15 protein-coding genes are annotated in these 18906 nt (G+C 64.4%); 9 read left to right on the top strand and 6 right to left on the bottom strand.

The features are described from left to right. Nucleotides 1–103 precede the first annotated feature (103 nt). Together G7020_RS06390 and G7020_RS06385 are read left to right on the top strand one after the other, a co-directional pair. Entirely contained in the window at nucleotides 104–1240 is a 1137-nt protein-coding gene (locus G7020_RS06390; RefSeq protein ID WP_181083182.1) for a CynX/NimT family MFS transporter, read from the top strand. Nucleotides 1241–1359: 119 nt separating this feature from the next. Further along, complete coding sequence (locus G7020_RS06385) at nucleotides 1360–1782, top strand: hypothetical protein (RefSeq protein ID WP_181083100.1); 423 nt, start codon at nucleotides 1360–1362, stop codon at nucleotides 1780–1782. A gap of 26 nt (nucleotides 1783–1808) precedes the next feature. Here G7020_RS06385 and G7020_RS06380 read toward each other — a convergent pair whose 3' ends face one another. The 5 genes from G7020_RS06380 to mnmC form a co-directional block, all read right to left on the bottom strand. Continuing rightward, nucleotides 1809–2039, bottom strand: a complete 231-nt coding sequence (locus tag G7020_RS06380) for a YheU family protein (protein WP_181083099.1) — start codon at nucleotides 2037–2039, stop codon at nucleotides 1809–1811. Between the two features lie 49 nt (nucleotides 2040–2088). Next, nucleotides 2089–3291, bottom strand: a complete 1203-nt coding sequence (locus G7020_RS06375; protein WP_181083098.1) for an osmoprotectant NAGGN system M42 family peptidase — start codon at nucleotides 3289–3291, stop codon at nucleotides 2089–2091. Next, nucleotides 3288–5066, bottom strand: coding sequence for an N-acetylglutaminylglutamine synthetase (gene ngg, locus G7020_RS06370; protein ID WP_181083097.1), 1779 nt, complete (start codon nucleotides 5064–5066; stop codon nucleotides 3288–3290). Before ngg ends, G7020_RS06375 begins: the two co-directional genes overlap by 4 nt. A gap of 41 nt (nucleotides 5067–5107) precedes the next feature. Continuing rightward, nucleotides 5108–6880 carry an N-acetylglutaminylglutamine amidotransferase gene (locus G7020_RS06365; RefSeq protein WP_181083096.1) on the bottom strand — a complete coding sequence of 591 codons (1773 nt, stop codon included), beginning with the start codon at nucleotides 6878–6880 and terminating at the stop codon, nucleotides 5108–5110. 236 nt (nucleotides 6881–7116) lie between these two features. Continuing rightward, nucleotides 7117–9090 carry a bifunctional tRNA (5-methylaminomethyl-2-thiouridine)(34)-methyltransferase MnmD/FAD-dependent 5-carboxymethylaminomethyl-2-thiouridine(34) oxidoreductase MnmC gene (gene mnmC, locus G7020_RS06360; RefSeq protein WP_181083095.1) on the bottom strand — a complete coding sequence of 658 codons (1974 nt, stop codon included), beginning with the start codon at nucleotides 9088–9090 and terminating at the stop codon, nucleotides 7117–7119. Nucleotides 9091–9283: 193 nt separating this feature from the next. On the opposite strand from mnmC, the gene pap reads away from it, so the two are divergent. Further along, nucleotides 9284–10777 (top strand): polyphosphate:AMP phosphotransferase, encoded by a 1494-nt coding sequence (pap, locus tag G7020_RS06355; RefSeq protein WP_181083094.1) that lies wholly within the window; start codon nucleotides 9284–9286, stop codon nucleotides 10775–10777. A 121-nt stretch (nucleotides 10778–10898) separates the two neighbouring features. Here pap and G7020_RS06350 read toward each other — a convergent pair whose 3' ends face one another. Further along, nucleotides 10899–12284 (bottom strand): class II fumarate hydratase, encoded by a 1386-nt coding sequence (locus G7020_RS06350; protein ID WP_181083093.1) that lies wholly within the window; start codon nucleotides 12282–12284, stop codon nucleotides 10899–10901. A gap of 138 nt (nucleotides 12285–12422) precedes the next feature. Here G7020_RS06350 and G7020_RS06345 point away from each other — a divergent pair, with 138 nt between their 5' ends. From G7020_RS06345 to G7020_RS06320, 6 genes are all read left to right on the top strand, one after another. Then, the gene (locus tag G7020_RS06345; RefSeq protein ID WP_181083092.1) at nucleotides 12423–12932 is read left to right on the top strand and encodes a DUF2059 domain-containing protein; all 510 of its coding nucleotides are present in this window, start codon (nucleotides 12423–12425) and stop codon (nucleotides 12930–12932) included. A gap of 15 nt (nucleotides 12933–12947) precedes the next feature. Beyond that, nucleotides 12948–13244, top strand: coding sequence for a BolA family protein (locus G7020_RS06340; protein WP_181083091.1), 297 nt, complete (start codon nucleotides 12948–12950; stop codon nucleotides 13242–13244). A 129-nt stretch (nucleotides 13245–13373) separates the two neighbouring features. Continuing rightward, nucleotides 13374–14309: a rhodanese-related sulfurtransferase gene (locus G7020_RS06335; protein ID WP_181083090.1), complete on the top strand. Its 936-nt coding sequence runs from the start codon at nucleotides 13374–13376 to the stop codon at nucleotides 14307–14309. A 22-nt stretch (nucleotides 14310–14331) separates the two neighbouring features. Beyond that, nucleotides 14332–14964, top strand: a complete 633-nt coding sequence (locus tag G7020_RS06330) for a DsbA family protein (RefSeq protein ID WP_181083089.1) — start codon at nucleotides 14332–14334, stop codon at nucleotides 14962–14964. Further along, nucleotides 14957–16738 (top strand): ABC transporter ATP-binding protein, encoded by a 1782-nt coding sequence (locus tag G7020_RS06325; protein ID WP_181083088.1) that lies wholly within the window; start codon nucleotides 14957–14959, stop codon nucleotides 16736–16738. Before G7020_RS06330 ends, G7020_RS06325 begins: the two co-directional genes overlap by 8 nt. 147 nt (nucleotides 16739–16885) lie before the next feature. Next, a complete protein-coding gene (locus G7020_RS06320; RefSeq protein WP_181083087.1) occupies nucleotides 16886–18835 on the top strand; it encodes a HAMP domain-containing methyl-accepting chemotaxis protein in 1950 nt (649 codons plus the stop codon). Nucleotides 18836–18906: the final 71 nt, after the last annotated feature.

Genomic DNA, 18906 nt, shown 5'->3' with positions numbered 1-18906 from the left:
AGTCCAAAAGGCTTGATCGAACGGAGGGGCGGGGGTAGGGTGACCGACCCGCTCCCGGTCCGCTTCAGGATGCACTGTGAACAACCCATCCCGCTGGCTGCTCATGCTGGCTCTGGTGCTCGCCGCCATCAATCTTCGCCCTGGTATCACCTCCTTTGCGCCGCTGATCGAGCGTGTCGCCGAGGCGCTTGACCTCAGTCGCGGCCTGGTCAGCCTGACCACCGCTCTGCCGGTGCTGTTGATGGGCCTGCTTGCGCCAACGGCGCCACGCCTTGCGGTGCGTTTCGGGCTGGAACGGACCATTGCCGGTTGCCTGGGGCTGATCGCCGTGGCCCTGGCGCTGCGTGTTCTGGGTGACAACGCGGTACTGCTGATCGTCACGGCGGCCATGGTTGGTGCCGGCATCGCGGTCGCCGGGCCGCTGCTGTCGGGCTTCATCAAGCGCTATTTCCTTGATCGCATGGGCCAGACTGCAGCCTTCTATTCCCTGAGCATGGCCATCGGCGGCACCCTCGGCGTGGTGCTGACCGCGCCGGCGATGCAGTGGCTGGGAGGGCGCTGGAGCTGGGCGCTGGCTCTGTGGGCGATTCCTGCCGTGCTGGCCCTGTTGATCTGGCTGCGCTTGCCAAACCAGCCGGAAGCGCCCAGCGAAAGCCGTGCTGGACTGCCCTGGAATCAGCCGAGGGCCTGGCTCGTGAGTGGCTATTTTGCGCTGCAGGCCGGGCTGTTCTACGCGCTGACGACCTGGCTGGTGGCGCGTTATCACGAGGCCGGCTTCAGCGTGGCGGAGGGCAATGCGTTCTTCAGCGGCTTTATGCTGATCGGTCTGCCGAGTGCCTTCGCGCTGCCCTGGGTGGCGCAGCGGTTTGGTAACCGGCACCTGTTGATGGCTGCCTGCGGGGTGCTCGCGACCACGTCCCTGTTGTTGATCGCCTGGGCGCCGCAGGTTCAGCCGTTGGTGGTCTGCATGTTGCTGGGGGTTGCCCTGAACGGGACCTTCTCGCTGTCGATGCTGTTGCCGATGTATGAAGCGAGTACGCCGCTGGCGGTGAGTCGCCTGACCGCGATGATGCTCTGTACCGGATATTGCCTGGCGTGTCTGTCGCCGGTGCTGGTCGGTCTGGGACGTGATCTGGCCGGTGACTACCGTGTGCCGTTTCTGGTGCTCGCCGGGATGTCGGCGACGATGTCGGTGCTGGCCATGGGGCTGACGCCACGACGTGCGCAGGCAGCGGGCTAGTCAGGGCAACTGTGGTCTGCATCACTCTGTGAAATGTGAGGCCTGGTGTCAGCTGGTCCGGTGCTGGAATGACGGCAAGAATTGGTTGAACATGTCGGGCTTTCCCCTGGAGTGAGCCTGTGGAGCCCGAATCCATCGTCTACGGCAGTATCCGCGACTGGCCATCAGCCGACGCCGAGCAGTGCCGCGTGCGCCGCGCCGTCAACCGCCGTGCGCTGGACAACCTGCCGCAGGGGGAGGGCTGGCCCTTTATCGGGCGGGAAATGTTTTCCTGCTGCCAGGACGAAGGCCTGTATCAGACCCAGGTGATTCACTTCGGCGCCAGCTATCGGGCGGTGGAATACGAGTGGGCGTTGTGGGTGCGCAACTTCGAGGCACTGCTCGACGAACTCTACTGGACCAGCGCGGTGGTCCACCTCGAAACCGAACTCAACGGCACCCACACCTTCCGCTGGGAAACCGAAAGCGGCTCGCACAGCCCGCACCAGCGCGATCTGCGCATGCGTTGTGCCTGGGAGCGGGATGGCGGCGTGCTGGGCTGATTTTTCTTCGGCCCTACGAGTTTTCCTCAATCCTCCAGCCACTCGCGCGGCACTTCATGCCTGAGCGCCAGTTGGCATTGCTGGTGTTCCATGTCGAAAACGATCACCGCCGTCCCCTTGGCCAGCGCCCCGCGCACCCGCTCGACACGGGTCTGCAGCGGGGTCTCGTCGCCATTGTCGGTGCCGTCGCGTGTCACGAAGTCTTCGATAAGGCGGGTGAGGGTGTCGGGTTCGAGCTGGTCGTAAGGAATAAGCATGGTTCCGGAGTGCCTGGTGACGGGTCGGCAAGCATACCGTCAGCTGGGCTCAGGTGTCCTTCCTGCCCTCTGTCGGTCTGTCGAGAATCGCATCGACCGCCGGTACCCGGGTGTCGTTTTCCATCTGCGTGTCGTGTTCGAGCTGGTGGCTGAAGCTTTCCAGCGAGTCCTGGCAGGCCTGGGCGTCGCTGGAGAATACCGGCGGACTGAGCAGGTAGGCGCAGATCAGCCGGCTCAGGGCCGTCAGGCTGTCGATATGGGTGCGCTCGTAGCCGTGGGTGGCGTCGCAGCCGAACGCCAGCAATGCCGTGCGGATATCGTGGCCGGCGGCAATCGCGGACTGGGCATCGCTGTGGTAGTAGCGGAACAGGTCGCGGCGTACCGCGATATCCTGGGCGCTCGCCAGCTTGAGCAGGTGTCGCGACAGGTGATAGTCGTAGGGGCCGCCCGAATCCTGCATGGCGACCGTGACGGCATGTTCGCTGGAGGCCTGGCCCTTGGCCGTGGGGGCGATATCGATACCGACGAATTCGCTGACGTCCCAGGGCAGGGCGCCCGCCGCACCGGAGCCGGTTTCCTCGGTGATGGTGAACAGCGGGTGGCAATCGATGGGCAGTTCGTGTCCGCTCTCGACCAGTGCCTTCAGCGCAGTCAGCAGGGCGGCCACGCCGGCCTTGTCGTCCAGGTGGCGGGCGCTGATATAGCCGCTGTCGGTGAACTCCGGCATCGGATCGAAGGCGACGAAGTCGCCCACGTTGACGCCCAGTGCCAGGGTGTCGGCGCGGTTGGCGGTATGGGCATCCAGACGCAGTTCGACGTGGTCCCAGCTGATGGGCATGGTGTCGACTTCGGTATTGAAGGCATGGCCCGAGGCGAGCAGCGGCAGGACGCTGCCACGAATCACACCCTCGTCGGTGAAAACACTGACACGGCTGCCTTCGGCGAAGCGGCTCGACCAGCAGCCCACCGGTGACAGGCCCAGGCGACCGCTGTCATGGATTTCGCGCACGCTGGCGCCAATGGTGTCCAGGTGCGCGGCGATGGCGCGGTCCGGGCTGTCGAGGCGACCCTTGAGCGTGGCGCGGATGGTGCCGCGCCGGGTCAGCTCGAAGGGGATGTCCAGTTCCTTCAGGCGCTCGGCCACGTAGCGCACGATGGTGTCGGTAAAGCCGGTGGGGCTGGGGATTGCGAGTGTTTCCAGCAGCACGCGCTGCAGGTAGTTGAGGTCAGGCTCGGGAATGCGGGTGGTCACTTGCGCTCCTGTTCAGGTTGCTGAGCTTGCGCCAGGCTGGCGCTGTGGCTCAGGGGAAACAGCAGGTCGATAAAGCGCTCGGCAGTGGGGCGAGGATGATGGTTGGCCAGGCCGACGCGCTCGTTGGCTTCGATGAAGACGTATTCAGGCTGGTCAGGCGCTGTGACCAGCAGGTCCAGCCCGACCACCGGGATATCCAGTGCCCGCGCTGCGTGAACGGCAGCTTCGACCAGCTCGGGATGCAGCTGCTCGGTGACGTCCTCGAGGGTGCCGCCGGTGTGCAGGTTGGCGGTGCGCCTGACTACCAGATGCTGGCCGCCGGGCAGGACGCTGTCGTAGTCCAGGCCGGCATCGTGCAGGCAGCGCCGGGTTTCTTCATCCATGGGAATGCAGCTTTCGCCGCCCGTGGCCGCCTGGCGCCGGCGGCTCTGGGCTTCGATCAGTTCACCGATGGTGTGGCTGCCATCGCCGACGACTTGTGCAGGACGACGGATCGCGGCGGCCACCATGTCATAGCCGATCACCACGATGCGCAGATCCAGCCCCGGATGGAAGCTTTCCAGCAGTACGCGCTGGTCGAACTGGCGCGCACGGATGATGGCCTCTTCCACGTCCTCGCGGCTGCGCAGGTCCACCGAGACACCGTGGCCCTGTTCGCCATCGACGGGCTTGACGACAAGACTGCCGTGTTCGCGCAGAAAGGCGGCGTTGTCCTCGGCAGAGCCCGCCAGGCGCTGGGCCGGCAGGTGCAGGCCCGCGCGGGCAAGAGTGCGGTGGGTCAGGCACTTGTCCTGGCACAGCGTCATGCTCACGGCGGAAGTCAGGTCCGACAGCGATTCGCGGCAGCGCACGCGCCGACCGCCCTGGGTGAGGGTGAACAGGCCGGCTTCGGCGTCATCGATGGCGATCTCGATGCCGCGCCGGCGCGCTTCGTCGACGATGATCCGGGCGTAGGGGTTGAGCGTGGCTTCCGGGCCGGGACCGAGAAACAGCGGCTGGTTGAAACTGTTCTTGCGCTTGACGGTAAAGGTCTGCAGGTCGCGGAAGCCGAGCTTGGCGTAGAGCGCCTTGGCCTGGCGGTTGTCGTGCAGCACCGAGAGGTCCAGATAGGCCAGGCCGCGGCCCATGCACTGCTCGATCAGGTGCCGCACCAGCGCCTCGCCGACACCGGGGCGCGTACAACTGGGTGCAACCGCCAGGCACCAGAGGCTGGAACCGTTTTCCGGATCGTTGAAGGCCTTCTGGTGATTGATGCCCATCACGCTGCCGATGACCTGCCCGGAGTCCTCGTCCTCGGCCAGCCAGTAGACCGGCCCGCCTTCCTCGCGCGGTGTGCACAGTTCCGGATTGACCGGCAGCATGCCGCGCGACTGGTAGAGGCAATTGATGGCCTTCCAGTCCGCCTCGCTCTGCGCCCGGCGAATGCTGAAACCGCGAAAGCTGCGGCGCGCCGGACGGTAATCGGTGAACCAGATACGCAGCGTGTCGGAGGGGTCGAGGAAGAGCTGCTGCGGCGCATGGGCCAGCACCTGATGCGGCGCGGCGACATAGAGGGCGATGTCGCGTTCGCCGGCCTGTTCGCCCAGCAGGTCCGCCGCCAGCTCCGCTGGCTCGGCATAGGTATGGCCGACCAGAATCCGCCCCCAGCCGCAATGCAGGGTGACCGGCCCGGGCTGTTCGGCCTGGCCGTCGCCAGCCAGGCGCGCCTGGAGACGTTCGTAGGTCGGTGCCTGGCCGCGCAACAGTCGCTGTCCGTATGCTTGAGACTTCTGCATGTGGCTTTCCTTGAGTGTGGTGGACTCGCTTGCAACGCGAGTCAAAGCCCCTGTTCGCTCAGCCACAGGTTGAGCGCCGCCAGTTGCCAGAGCTTGGAGCCGCGTAGCGGCGTCAGTTGGCCATCGGGATCGTTGAGCAGCCTGTCGAGCATGGCCGGGTCGTAGAGGCCGCGATCCTGGCTGGGATCGGTCAGCAGTTCGCGCACCCAGTTCAGGGTGACACCATGCAGATGCTTGAGGCCGGGCACCGGAAAATAGCCCTTGGGCCGGTCGATGACCTCGGCGGGAATGACCTTGCGTGAGGCTTCCTTGAGGACATATTTGCCGCCGCCGGGCAGCTTGTATTGTGCCGGTATGCGTGCTGAAAGCTCGGCGACATTGTGATCGAGGAAAGGTACGCGCGCTTCCAGGCCCCAGGCCATGGTCATGTTGTCCACGCGCTTGACCGGGTCTTCCACCAGCATCACGGTGCTGTCGATACGCAGCGCCTTGTCCACCGCAGCATCGGCGCCGGGCTGGGCGAAGTGCTGGCGCACGAAGTCGCCGGAGAAATCGCCCCTGGCCCATTGCGCCTGCATGGTTTCGGCGTACTCCTCGTAGCTGCGGTCGCGGAAGGCGGCGAGGTAGGCTGCAGCCGGGTCCCCAGCGCCATCGACCTGGGGATACCAGTGATAGCCGGCGAACAGTTCGTCCGCGCCCTGGCCGCTCTGCACCACCTTGCAGTGTTTGGAAACCTCGCGCGACAGGAGATAGAAGGCGATGCAGTCGTGGCTGACCATCGGTTCGCTCATCGCCTGGAAGGCTGCGGGCAACTGTTCGAGGATTTCCTTTTCCTGGATGCGCAGCTGGTGATGGCGGGTCTGGTAGTGATTGGCGATCAGGTCCGAATACTTGAATTCGTCGCCGCGCTCGCCGCCAGCGTCCTCGAAACCGATGGAGAAGGTCAGCAGATTGTTCGCCGCTCCGGCCTCGCGCAGCAACCCGACCAGCAGACTGGAATCGACGCCGCCGGACAGCAGCACGCCGACGTCCACCGCCGCACGCTGGCGCAAAGCGACGGATTCACGCAGCGCCGCCAGGGTGCGTTCCTGCCAGTCCTCGAATGTGTAGTGCTGCTCGTCTTCCCGCGCGCCGAACGTCAGTTGCCACCAGCGCTGCTGGTGGGTCTTGCCGCTGGCATCGACCCGCATGAAGGTGCCCGGCGGCAGTTTCTCGATCCCTGCGATCAGTGTATCCGGGGCCGGCACCACGGCGTGGAAGCTCATGTAGTGATTGAGCGCCACCGGGTTCAGCACGCCGGCGATATCGCCGCCCTTGAGCAGCGCCGGCAGGCTGGAGGCGAAGCGCAGACGGTCGCCGGTTTGCGACAGGTACAGCGGCTTGATGCCGAGCCGGTCGCGGGCGATGAACAGTTCCTGCACATCGCGCTGCCAGATGGCGAAGGCGAACATGCCGTTCAGGCGCGGCAGCAGGGCCTCGCCCCAGGCATGAAAACCCTTGAGCAGGACCTCGGTGTCGCCTTCGGAAAAGAAGCGGTAGCCAAGGCCTTCGAGCTCGGCGCGCAGTTCCGGGTAGTTGTAGATGGCGCCGTTGAAGACCATCGACAGGCCCAGCGCCGAATCGATCATCGGCTGACCCGAGGCCTCGCACAGATCCATGATCTTCAGCCGCCGATGGCCCATGGCCATCGGGCCGGCACTATGAAAGCCGCTGGCGTCGGGGCCGCGGGCGGTGAGGTGTTGAGTGATGCGTTCAATCGCCGCCAGATCGGCGGGGCGATTATCGAAACGAAGTTCTCCAGCTATGCCACACATGAAAGTCCTTACCGGTTTTGCCGTTGGGGAGTGTGACTGATGCCCGGAACCTGAAGTTCAGCTTTCCGGACCAGCGCGCTGCCTGCGGCAGCCATTGCGTACCAGTCAGGGGTATACCCAAACAAATTCGGGATTGGGGGTCAAACCAGAATTCGTAAAACTGTCTGTCGCTTTCGCTGAACAGTGGCTACCGCGCGGCGGGAATAACCGCTGCAGAGAATCGCTGAATCGCAGCGTCAGGACGCGCCGCGGATCAGTTTGCGCAGCAGGAAGCGGCTGGGATGGCAGGCCTCGGCAATGGCATGTGGCACCGGCAGCGGATCGCCGTCGATCCAGGCGGCCAGCAGCTCGCCGGACAGCGGCGCGCTGATCATGCCGCGCGAGCCGTGGGCGGTATTGACATAAAGCCCGTCCAGCCAGGGGCAGGGCGTTTGCGGCACTTGTCGCGCATCGCGAGCGAGTACCGCATAGGCCTCGGCAAATGACGCGGAATCGGCCAGCGGGCCGATGATCGGCAGGTAGTCGGGACTGGTGCAGCGCATGGCGACGCGCCCCTGCAAATGCTCGACGGGCAGGCTGTCGGCCCGCAGCTTTCGATGCAGGTCGGCGGAGATTTCCTCCAGCATGTCCAGATTGGCGTGGTGTTCGGCTGCGCTGGGCGCCGGGTCGGTGTCGGCGAAATTGAAGCTTGCGCCCAGCGTGTGCTGACCGTTGCGTGCCGGTGCGACATAGCCTTTGGCGCAGAGTACGGTGCGCAAGGCCGTGCTCTGCTCGGTCATCGGCAGGCCGGTGATCTGCCCGCGAATGCGCTTGAGCGGCAGCCAGGCGCTCTGCTCGAAGCGGGCCACATCCGCCGCGCCGGCAAGGACGACCACCGGCGCTTCGGCCAGTACCGCGCCGTCCTCGATGGCCTGCCATTGTTCGCCGTTGCGCCGCAGTTCGACGGGATGGCGATGCGTGCGCACTTCGATGGCCGGGTTGTCGATCAGCCAGCGACACAGGGCCGGTGGATGCGCCCAGCCGGCATCCGGGTAAAACAGGCCGCCGTTGTCCAGCTCGACGCCGGCCAGCTGTTCGGCCTGGGTGCGGTCCAGCGCATGCAGCAACCTTGTCGGGAAGACGCCGGCCAGCTCGGCCTGACGCGCGGCTTCCTTGTCATCGAAGGCGATCTGCAACACGCCGCAGGCGTCCCAGTCCCGGCCCTGTTGCAGATTGCGCAGCAGCCTGCGGGTGTAGCCGAAGCCGCTGAGCACCAGTTGTGAAAGCGCCGTGCCATGCGCCGAAAGCTTGAGGTAGAGCACGCCCTGGGGATTGCCGGAGCCTTCCTCGGCAATCTCTGCGTGGCGCTCCAGCAGCGTCACCTGCCAGCCCCGCGCGGCCAGGCTGGCGGCGCTGGCGCAACCGGCCAGGCCTGCACCGATCACCAGCGCCTTGCGCTGCTTCGGGGTGAAGGTGGGCCGGGAAAACCAGGGTTTGCCGGGCTGTGGAACCCGACTGTCGAAGCGCCCCTGCAGGCTTTCGCGTTTCTGTCCGAAGCCGGGGATACGTTCGACTTCGAAGCCTGCCGCCAGCAATCCACGGCGCACGATGCCTGCGCTGGTGAAGGTGGCCAGGGTCGCGCCCGGTGCGGACAGGCGCGCCAGCTGCGCGAACAGCTCCGGCTGCCACATGTCCGGGTTCTTCGCCGGGGCGAAGCCGTCGAGGAACCAGGCATCGACCCCTGCGTACAGGCTGCCCAGGCATTCCAATGCGTCGCCCACCATCAGCGTCAGGGTTATCCGACCGAAGCGAAATTGCTGGAAGCCCGGATTCACCGCCACGTACCGATCCAACAGCTGTTGCGCCAGACCCTGCAGTTCCGGCCACAGGGCCAGCGCCCGCTGCAGGTCCTCACGGCTCAGTGGATGCTTTTCCACGCTGACGAAATGCAGGAAAGTGTCAGCCTGCGCCTGCTGCTCGAAGAGCCGCCAGGCACAGAGAAAATTCAACCCCGTGCCGAACCCCGTCTCGCCGATCACCAGTCGCTGGCCTTTCGCCAGGGCGGCGAAGCGCTCGGCCAGCCGGTTCGGCTGCAGAAATACATGAGCCGTTTCGGCAAGCCCCGAGGCGCGCGAAAAATACACATCGCCATAGCGGCGTGATTGCGGCTGGCCGTTTTCGTCCCAGTCGAGTTCAGCGTGCTGCAGAGGCGTCGGGGTATCGGCAGGCATGGGCTATATCCTGAAATCAAGGTGCGCGATTCTAGCAGCCACCGCAAAGCCGCTGCGGGCACGCTTTGTCGCATCAGAAAAGCAGAGAAGTTGGAGGCCAACTGCCATCAGTCAATTTCGGGCAGTGTTTTTGCGCGATACTTGGACGGGCCTGCTAACCATCAATGAACGCGACAAGTCTCTGGAGAACACGATGTTCGAGTCTGCGGAAATCGGCCACAGCATCGACAAGGCCACCTACGACGCCGAAGTACCGATCCTGCGCGAAGCCTTGCTCAATGCCCAGAACCGGCTTCGGGAACAGGCACGTTTTCCGGTGCTTATCCTGATCAACGGCATCGAAGGTGCGGGCAAGGGCGAGACCATCAAGCTGCTCAACGAATGGATGGACCCGCGCCTGATTCGTGTGGACAGCTTCGATGTGCCCAGCGACGAGGAGCTTTCGCATCCGCTTGCCTGGCGCTACTGGCGGCGTATGCCTGCGAAGGGGCAGACCGGCATTTTTTTCGGCAACTGGTACAGCAAGATGCTCGAAGACCGTGTGCATGGGCGCACGCGCAAGGTTGACCTGGAGCTGGCCATCAGCCGGGCGCAACGCCTGGAACGCATGCTCTGCGACGAAGGCGTGCTGATCTTCAAGTTCTGGTTTCACCTGTCCAAGGACCGTATGCACCGTCGCCTCGAAGCGCTCAAGGACGACCCGCTGCACAGCTGGCGCATCAGCCCGCTGGACTGGCAGCAGTCCAAGACCTACGACAGGTTCGTGCGCCATGGCGAGCTGATCCTGCGCCGCAGCAGCCGAAGTTTCGCCCCCTGGTACGTGATCGAGGGGGCTGACGAGCGTTATCGCAGCCTGATCGCCGGACGTCTGTTGCTCGGAGGTCTGAATGCGGCACTCGATAGCAACGATGGACCTGCCGTGGCGCCGCATTCCGCACCGGTCGAAGCGGACATGAGCATGAATCAGCTGAGTCTGCTCGGCAGCCTGGATCTCTCGCAGAAGCTGGACAAGGACACTTACAAACGCCAACTGGCCGACGAGCAGGCGCGGCTTTCCCACTTGCTGCGTGATCGTCGCCTGCGCAAGCGCGGCGTGCTGGCGCTGTTCGAAGGACATGACGCCGCCGGCAAGGGCAGTGCCATCCGCCGTATCACCGGCGCACTGGATCCGCGCCTGTATCGCACCGTACAGGTGTCGGCGCCCAGCGAGGACGAGCGGGCCAAACCCTGGCTCTGGCGTTTCTGGCGCAATGTACCGGGCCGTGGAATGTTCACCATCTTCGACCGTTCCTGGTATGGCCGTGTGCTGGTCGAGCGCGTCGAGGGGTTCTGTTCGCCTGATGAGTGGCTGCGGGCCTACAACGAGATCAACGATTTCGAGGAGCAGCTGATCGATGCCGGCGTGGTGGTGGTCAAGTTCTGGCTGTCCATCGACAAACAGACCCAGCTGGAGCGTTTCAAGGAGCGCGAGAACACGCCGCACAAGCGCTTCAAGATCACCGGGGAAGACTGGCGCAACCGTGAAAAGTGGGACGATTACGGCAATGCGGTAACGGACATGGTCGACCGCACCAGCACCGAAATCGCGCCCTGGACGCTGGTGGAAGCCAACGACAAGCGCTTCGCCCGGATCAAGGTCCTGCGCACGCTGAACGAAGCGCTTGAGGCGGCCATCGCAAAGGATTAGGAAAAAACCAACCCGCGTTGCCGCCGATGTTCCGCCAGATGTAGGTCGGATTAGCCGTAGGCGTAATCCGACGATCCGGGTCTCGTAATCCGACGATCCGTAGGCGTAATCCGACGCTCCGCTACCCCGGTTCCAGCATGGTTTCCGGGCGCACCCACTGATCGAATTCCTCATCGCTGAGATAGCCGAGTTGCAGCGCCGCTTCGCGCAGGGTGCTGCCTTCGGCGTAGGCCTTCTTGGCGATTTCGGCAGCCTTGTCGTAGCCAATATGCGGATTCAGCGCCGTCACCAGCATCAGGCCGCGTTCCAGGTGTTCGGCCATGCGCTCGGCGTCCGGCTCCATGCCGATGATGCAGTGGCTGTTGAAGTTGCGGCAGCCATCGGCCAGCAGGCGGATCGATTCCAGCAGGTTGTGGATGATCACCGGCTTGAACACGTTCAACTGCAGGTGCCCCTGGCTCGCGGCGAAGCCGATGGTCACGTCATTGCCCATGACCTGGCAGGCGAGCATCGACAGTGCCTCGCACTGGGTCGGGTTGACCTTGCCGGGCATGATCGAGCTGCCCGGTTCGTTGGCCGGCAGGCGCACTTCGGCAAAGCCGCCGCGCGGGCCGGAGCCGAGCAGGCGCAGGTCATTGGCGATCTTCATCAGCGCCACGGCCAGGGTTTTCAGCGCCCCGGACAGGGCCACCAGCGGCTCATGGCCGGACAGCGCGGCGAACTTGTTCGGCGCCGAGACGAAGGGCAGCCCGGACAGCGCCGCCAGTTCCGCCGCGATGGCATCGGCGAAACCATGGGGCGCATTGAGGCCGGTGCCGACCGCGGTGCCACCCTGGGCCAGTTCGTAGACCGCTGGCAGCGCCTGGCGAATGGCGTGCTCGGCGATGTCCAGTTGCGCGACGAATGCGGACAGCTCCTGGCCGAAGGTGACGGGCGTGGCATCCATCATGTGCGTGCGCCCGGTCTTGACCAGCCTGCCATGGCGCGCCGCCTGCTCGGCCAGGCCGCCGGACAGCTCGGCAATGGCCGGCAGCAACTGGTCATGGATCGCCCTGGCGGTGGCGATGTGCATGGCGGTGGGAAAGCAGTCGTTGGAGCTCTGTGCACGATTGACGTGATCGTTCGGGTGCACCGGGCTCTTGCCGCCGCGGGTGCCGCCGGCCAGTTCGTTGGCGCGACCGGCGATCACTTCGTTGACGTTCATGTTGCTCTGGGTACCGCTGCCGGTCTGCCAGACCACCAGCGGAAACTGCTCGTCGTGCTGGCCGTGGAGAATCTCGTCGGCGGCCTGTTCGATGAGCCGGGCGATATCGGGCGGCAGGTCGCCGATACGGTCATTGACCCGCGCCGCCGCCTTCTTGATCAGCGCCAGTGCGTGGCAGACGGCCAGGGGCATGCGCTGGTCGCCGATGGCGAAGTTGCTCAACGAGCGCTGGGTCTGCGCGCCCCAGTAGGCCTGTTCCGGTACTTCCACGGGGCCTAGGCTGTCGGTTTCGGTGCGGGTCATGCCATTTTGCTCCGTTGCTGGACGATTGAGTTTAGGCTGCCGGGGGAGGGTGCGGGTTCCCCCTTCCTTGAGAGATTGGAACTCCGCGCGCAGAATGTGTCCACTGAGGCTCAACTATCGCCCACCAAGGATCACTCAATGCACCTTTTTCGTATGGCCGGCCTTTGCAGTGTCTTGTCGCTGGCAGTCTTCAGCGTTCAGGTCAGCGCCGATGAGGCCAGCCACGCCGCACGGGCCGAGCGCTTTCTCGAACTGGCCAGCGCCAACCGCCTGACCGTACCGATCTATGCCCAGGTCCAGCAGATGTTCGCCGAGCGCTTCGCCCAGACGCAGGCGCCGGAAAGCAAGCGCGCCCTGCTGGAAAGCTACCAGTCCAAGGCCGATGCCGTGCTGGACCGGGAGATCGGCTGGGACAAGCTCAAGCCCGAACTGATTGCGCTCTACAGCGAAGTGTTCAGTGAGCAGGAGCTGGCCGAACTGAATGAATTCTACGCATCCGAACTGGGCCGCAAGGTGCTGGCCCGGTTGCCGCAACTCAATGCGCGCTCGGCGCAGCTGACCCAGGCCAGGCTGGAAGGCGCCGTGCCCCAGGTGAACAAGCTGCTGGCGGAAATGACCGCCGAACTCGATACCCAGAAGAAGCCCTGACGGAGTTAGCCAGGCATGAGCAAACTGAACGTGATTGAAAACGCCCTGCGGGTGCTGCAACCCGAGCACCTGCAGGTGCTCGATGAAAGCCACATGCACAGCCGGGGGCAGGAAACCCATTACAAGGCGGTGATCGTCAGCGAGCAGTTCGCCGGCCTCAACGCCGTCAAACGCCACCAGAAGGCCTATGCCGCCATGGGCGAACTGATGCAGCAGATCCACGCCCTGGCGCTGCACACCTATACACCGCAAGAATGGCAACAGCAGGGCGTTGCGCCGGCTTCGCCCGTCTGTGCGGGCGGACATAAATAGCCGTTTGGCTGTCACCAGAGGACAGTCGCGCGTTTGTTGTTAGAATGCGCGCCGCGCCGGCTCACGCCGGCGCTGTCGTTTTCGCATTCCCGGTCCGCCCTTTGCGAGGGTGACCACTGGAGAACCTTCATGACTCAAAAGATCGTCGTCGCGGCGCTGTACAAGTTCGTCTCCCTGCCGGACTACGTCGCGTTGCGTGAGCCGCTGCTCGCCGTCCTCGAAGCCAACGGTATCAAGGGCACGTTGCTGCTCGCCGAGGAAGGCATCAATGGCACCGTTGCCGGCAGCCGCGAAGGTATCGATGCACTGCTGGCCTGGTTCGACAACGATCCGCGTCTGGCCGATATCGACCACAAGGAATCCCGCTGTGAGGAACCGCCGTTCTATCGCACCAAGGTCAAGCTGAAGAAGGAAATCGTCACCCTTGGCGTGCCGGGCGTCGATCCCAACCAGCGTGTCGGCACCTACGTCGAGCCGAAGGACTGGAACGCATTGATCGACGACCCTGAGGTACTGCTGATCGACACCCGCAACGACTACGAAGTGGCCATCGGCACCTTCGACGGTGCGATCGATCCGCAGACCAAATCCTTTCGCGAGTTCCCCGAGTACATCAAGGCGCATTACGACCCGGCCAGGCACAAGAAGGTCGCGATGTTCTGCACCGGCGGCATTCGTTGCGAGAAGGCGTCGAGCTACATGCTGGGTGAGGGGTTCGAGGAGGTCTATCACCTCAAGGGCGGTATCCTCAAATACCTGGAGGAAGTGCCCGAGCAAGAAACTCGCTGGCGCGGCGACTGTTATGTGTTCGACAACCGGGTGACCGTGCGCCACGATCTCAGTGAGGGCGACTTCGATCAATGTCATGCCTGTCGCACGCCGATTTCGGCTCAGGATCGACAGTCGGAGCATTACGTGCCCGGCATCAGCTGCCCGCATTGCTGGAATACGCTGAGCGAGAAAACCCGCACCAGCGCCCGTGAACGGCAGAAGCAGATCGAACTGGCGCTCAAGCGCAACCAGCCGCATCCCATCGGTCACAACTACCGCAAACAGGGTGCGTGAAGGCACGGGTTCAGGAGTACTGATGAGCACCCGACTGATCTACGTGATGGACCCCATGTGTTCCTGGTGCTGGGGCTTTGCGCCGGTGGCCCAGGCATTGGCGGAGCAGGCGCGTGCCTGTGACGTCGGGATGCGGCTGGTGGTCGGCGGCCTGCGCCGCGAACGGATGGTCATGGACAGCGCCGGACGCGAACGCACCCTGTCCTATTGGCGCGCGGTGCATGAAGCCAGCGCACAACCCTTCGACCTCGAACAGGGCTTGCCCGACGGGCTGATCTACGACACCGAGCCGGCCTGCCGTGCGCTGGTGGCGGCGCGTGGCCTCGATGAGCGCAGCGTCTGGCCGTTGGCGTTGCGTATCCAGCAGGCGTTCTACGTGCAGCGCTGCGACGTTACCCAGCCGCAACGGCTGGTGGAACTGGCCGAAGCCGTCGGGCTGGGGCGAGGCGAATTCGCCGACCGTTTCGATTCCCAGGCTATTCGCGACACCACCGCCAGTGATTTCGACTGGGCGCGCAACCTCGGCATCGCCGGGTTTCCAACCCTGCTCGCCGAGCACGATGGTCAGCTGGCGCTGCTGACCAACGGCTACCAGCCGCTGGCGGCACTGGAGCCGTTGCTGGCGCGCTGGCTGGAGCGCAACGCGCATGCCTGACCGGCTCAGCTGGGCGGAGATTCGCCGTCTCGCGTTGCATCACCGCAAGGCGCTGATCCTGGCCAACCTGGTCGCCGTGCTGGCGACCCTGAGCAGCGTGCCGATTCCCCTGTTGCTGCCGCTGCTGGTCGATGAGGTGCTGCTCGGTGACGGCAACACGGCGCTGCAGATCATGGACCGCTTCCTGCCGACAGGTTGGCAGACGGCGGTCGGCTATATCGGCCTGATGCTCGGCGTGACACTGCTGCTGCGCGGCTCTGCGCTGGTGTTCAACGTGCTGCAGGCGCGGCTGTTCGCGCGGTTGTCCAAGGATATCGTCTACCGTATCCGCATCCGCCTGATCGAACGCCTCAAGCGCATCGCCCTGGCCGAATACGAAAGCCTCGGCGGCGGTACGGTGGCGGCGCATCTGGTCACCGATCTGGAAACCATCGACAAATTCGTCGGCGAAACCCTCAGTCGCCTGTTGGTGGCGCTGCTGTCGATTGCCGGCACGGCGGCGATCCTGTTGTGGATGCACTGGCAACTGGCGCTGCTGATCCTGCTGTTCAATCCGCTGGTGATCTACGCCACGGTGCAGCTGGGCAAGCGCGTCAAGCACCTGAAGAAGCTGGAGAACGACAGCACTTCGCGTTTCACCCAGGCACTCACCGAAACCCTGGATGCGATCCAGGAAGTGCGCGCCGGCAACCGTCAGGGTTTTTTCCTCGGGCGGCTGGGGTTCAAGGCCCGCGAGGTGCGTGACCATGCCGTGGCTTCGCAGTGGAAGACCGATGCCTCCAATCGCGCCAGCGGTCTGCTGTTCCAGTTCGGCATCGATGTCTTTCGCGCGGCGGCGATGCTCACGGTGCTGCTCTCGGATCTGTCCATCGGCCAGATGCTGGCGGTGTTCAGCTACCTGTGGTTCATGATCGGCCCGGTGGAGCAGTTGCTCAGCCTGCAATACGCATTTTATGCCGCAGGCGGCGCGCTGACGCGGATCAACCAGCTGCTGGCGCGGGCTGACGAGCCGCAGTACGAAGGTGGGCGCAACCCCTTCACGGCGGGTCGCACGGTGGGCATCGAGGTGCGCGGGCTGTATTTCTCCTATCAGGACGAGCCGGTGCTCGAAGGCCTGGATCTGAAGATCGCGCCCGGCGAGAAGGTCGCCATCGTCGGCGCCAGCGGTGGCGGCAAGAGCACCCTGGTGCAACTGCTGCTGGGCCTGTATCGCGCCCAGGCCGGGGAGATTCGCTATGGCGATGCCACGCTCGAACAGATCGGCCTGGACTGCGTGCGCGAGCATGTGGCGGTGGTGTTGCAGCATCCGGCGCTGTTCAACGATACGGTGCGCGCCAATCTGCTGATGGGCCGCGAACGCGACGATCAGGCCTGCTGGCAGGCGCTGGAAATCGCCCAACTGGCGGACACCATCCGGCAGTTGCCCGAGGGCCTGGACAGTATCGTCGGACGTTCCGGGGTGCGCCTGTCGGGTGGCCAGCGGCAGCGCCTGGCCGTGGCGCGGATGATCCTTGCCGAGCCGAGCGTGGTGATCCTCGACGAGGCGACTTCGGCCCTCGACAGCGCCACCGAATACGCCCTGCATCAAGGCCTGAGCCGCTTTCTCCAGGGCCGCACGACCCTGATCATCGCCCACCGGCTGTCGGCGGTGAAACAGGCCGATCGGGTCCTTGTATTCGATGGCGGGCGGATCGCCGAGCAGGGTGAGCATCTGCAACTGATCGCCGAAGGCGGGCTCTATGCGCGGCTATACGGCCATCTGCAACAGCATTGAGCGTATTTGGTCTGCACTTCGTCTGATTTATGGCGATGGATTGTTGACGTTTTGCTGCCAATGGCTGACTAAAAGGCTATGATTTAGCCCTTCGCTCCAGTCGCACCACCGGCGACTTCGTAATACGCCATTTGTAGGGTTTTTCCGATGCAGTCTGCCGATATTTTCGCCAACCTTTCCGTAGGCAAAAAGCTGCTGTTCGGCTTTGCCATGGTCCTTTTGCTGACCCTGGGTGTGGCTGGCACCGGTTTCTACGCGGTGGATTCGATTCTCACCCGCTCCTCGCAGATGAACCAGCTTTCGCGGATCAATGCCGCGATTCTCGAGGCGCGTGGCCAGGAGCGTGACTACGCGCTGACCCGCCAGGCGACGTCCGCCGAGGCGCTGCGCAGCACGCTGGAGAGGCTCAATCAGGAGCTGAATGAACTGGCGGCCCGATCCATTGCTGAAGAGCAGGCGCAATTGCAGCGGATTCGCAGCGATGTCGAGATCTACGCCAAGCAGTTCAGCGAATACGGCACGCTGATCGACCGGGGTGCGGAGCTGCGCCAGCACATGGGCGAGGCCGCGCAGCGGAGCCGTGAGGAATTCGAGTATATCGAGCTGGATATGTACGATGCGGTACGGGTGTTGCGGCTCGAAGGTGATCGCCTGAAGGGCAGTGATCCACTGACCATCGCTGAAGCGGCATCCGGTCTGACCAAGCGCATCCTCGATCTGCGCACCTTCGAGAGCATGTTTATCGGCACCAACGCCCAGGCGGCGGTCGATAGCTGGGTCGAGGCCTACGGTGACGTGAACACCATCGGCAGCAGCCTCAAGGTCTGGCTCAGTGAAGACCAGCAGGCCACGATGGACGGCGCGCTGGCGGCCATCAGCAACTATGAGCAGGCTTTTACCGAGTTTCGTGGCAATCGCGGCACACGGATTGCGCTGGAGCAGGCCATGGAAACCCAGGCGCGGCACATTCTCGATGCCGCCGACCAGGCGCTGGATCGGTCGACCGCCGCCATGCAGGCCCAGCGCAGCAATGCCCACTGGCTGCTGGGCGGCATCACTGTGCTTGCTGTACTTATCGGTCTGGTGGCCGCCACGCTGATCTCGCGCATGATCGTGGTGCCGCTGCGCTACACCGTACAACTGGCCCAGCAGGTTGCGGGCGGGGATCTGACCCAGACGCAGACGGTTACCCGGCAGGATGAACTCGGTCAGTTGCAGCAGGCCATGGCCAACATGACCCAGAGCCTGCGCACGCTGATCGGGCGCATCGGCGGCGGGGTCGGACAGTTAGCCACCGCCGCTGAACAGCTGTCGGCGGTCACCGCCCAGACCAGTGCCGGTGTGCAGAAACAGCGTATCGAGACCGAACAGGTAGTGACTGCCATTCACGAAATGTCGGCCACCGTGCAGGAAGTGGCGCAGAATGCCGAGCAGGCCTCGCTGGCTGCACGCGAAGCTGACCGGCAGGCGTGTCAGGGCGATCTGGTGGTGCAGGATGCCGCTGTGCAGGTCGGCCACCTTGCCGGTGAGGTCGAGCAGTCGGCCCATGCCATCGAGGCGCTGCATGCCGAAAGCGGGCGCATCGGCAGCGTGCTGGAAGTCATCCGTGCCGTCGCCGAGCAGACCAACCTGCTGGCGCTCAACGCGGCCATCGAAGCCGCACGGGCCGGGGAACAGGGCCGCGGCTTTGCCGTGGTCGCCGATGAAGTGCGCGCCCTGGCACGGCGCACCCATGATTCCACCGAGGAAATCGAAGGCCTGATCGGCAATCTGCAGCGCGTCGCCAAGCAGGCGGTGGAGCAGATGCAGAGCAGCCGTGATCTGACCCAACGCACCGTCGAGCTGGCCAACGAGGCCGGCATGGCGCTGGGGCGCATCACCGAGTCGGTGTCCACCATCGAACAGATGAACCAGCAGATCGCCGCCGCCGCCGAGGAGCAGAGCGCCGTGGCGGAAAACATCTCCGAAAGCGTGACGCGGGTGCATGACATCGGCGAGCAGAGCGCCAGCGCCAGTGAGCAGACCGCCGCCGCCAGCGCCGAACTGGCGCGTCTGGGTGTCGAGCTGCAAGGGCTGGTCAGGCATTTCCGTACCTGATCGTAGGGCCGAACTCGTTCGGCCCTACACTCTGCTCAGTCGTAGCCTGGATTAGCCGAAGGCGTAATCCG

The sequence above is a fragment of the Stutzerimonas stutzeri genome, assembly GCF_013522825.1.
Lineage (GTDB): Bacteria > Pseudomonadota > Gammaproteobacteria > Pseudomonadales > Pseudomonadaceae > Stutzerimonas > Stutzerimonas stutzeri_AK.
Note: the sequence above shows the minus strand (reverse complement) of the source record. Positions and strands in the feature narration are given on the sequence as shown.

What these genes read in the sequence shown, in the direction of transcription:
- G7020_RS06365 (WP_181083096.1), bottom strand. Translation starts at nt 6,880, where the DNA reads ATGTGTGGCATAGCTGGAGAACTTCGTTTCGATAATCGCCCCGCCGAT.
- mnmC (WP_181083095.1), bottom strand. Translation starts at nt 9,090, where the DNA reads ATGCCTGCCGATACCCCGACGCCTCTGCAGCACGCTGAACTCGACTGG.
- G7020_RS06340 (WP_181083091.1), top strand. Translation starts at nt 12,948, where the DNA reads ATGAGCAAACTGAACGTGATTGAAAACGCCCTGCGGGTGCTGCAACCC.
- ngg (WP_181083097.1), bottom strand. Translation starts at nt 5,066, where the DNA reads ATGCAGAAGTCTCAAGCATACGGACAGCGACTGTTGCGCGGCCAGGCA.
- G7020_RS06325 (WP_181083088.1), top strand. Translation starts at nt 14,957, where the DNA reads ATGCCTGACCGGCTCAGCTGGGCGGAGATTCGCCGTCTCGCGTTGCAT.
- G7020_RS06330 (WP_181083089.1), top strand. Translation starts at nt 14,332, where the DNA reads ATGAGCACCCGACTGATCTACGTGATGGACCCCATGTGTTCCTGGTGC.
- G7020_RS06380 (WP_181083099.1), bottom strand. Translation starts at nt 2,039, where the DNA reads ATGCTTATTCCTTACGACCAGCTCGAACCCGACACCCTCACCCGCCTT.
- G7020_RS06320 (WP_181083087.1), top strand. Translation starts at nt 16,886, where the DNA reads ATGCAGTCTGCCGATATTTTCGCCAACCTTTCCGTAGGCAAAAAGCTG.
- G7020_RS06350 (WP_181083093.1), bottom strand. Translation starts at nt 12,284, where the DNA reads ATGACCCGCACCGAAACCGACAGCCTAGGCCCCGTGGAAGTACCGGAA.
- G7020_RS06335 (WP_181083090.1), top strand. Translation starts at nt 13,374, where the DNA reads ATGACTCAAAAGATCGTCGTCGCGGCGCTGTACAAGTTCGTCTCCCTG.
- pap (WP_181083094.1), top strand. Translation starts at nt 9,284, where the DNA reads ATGTTCGAGTCTGCGGAAATCGGCCACAGCATCGACAAGGCCACCTAC.
- G7020_RS06390 (WP_181083182.1), top strand. Translation starts at nt 104, where the DNA reads ATGCTGGCTCTGGTGCTCGCCGCCATCAATCTTCGCCCTGGTATCACC.
- G7020_RS06345 (WP_181083092.1), top strand. Translation starts at nt 12,423, where the DNA reads ATGCACCTTTTTCGTATGGCCGGCCTTTGCAGTGTCTTGTCGCTGGCA.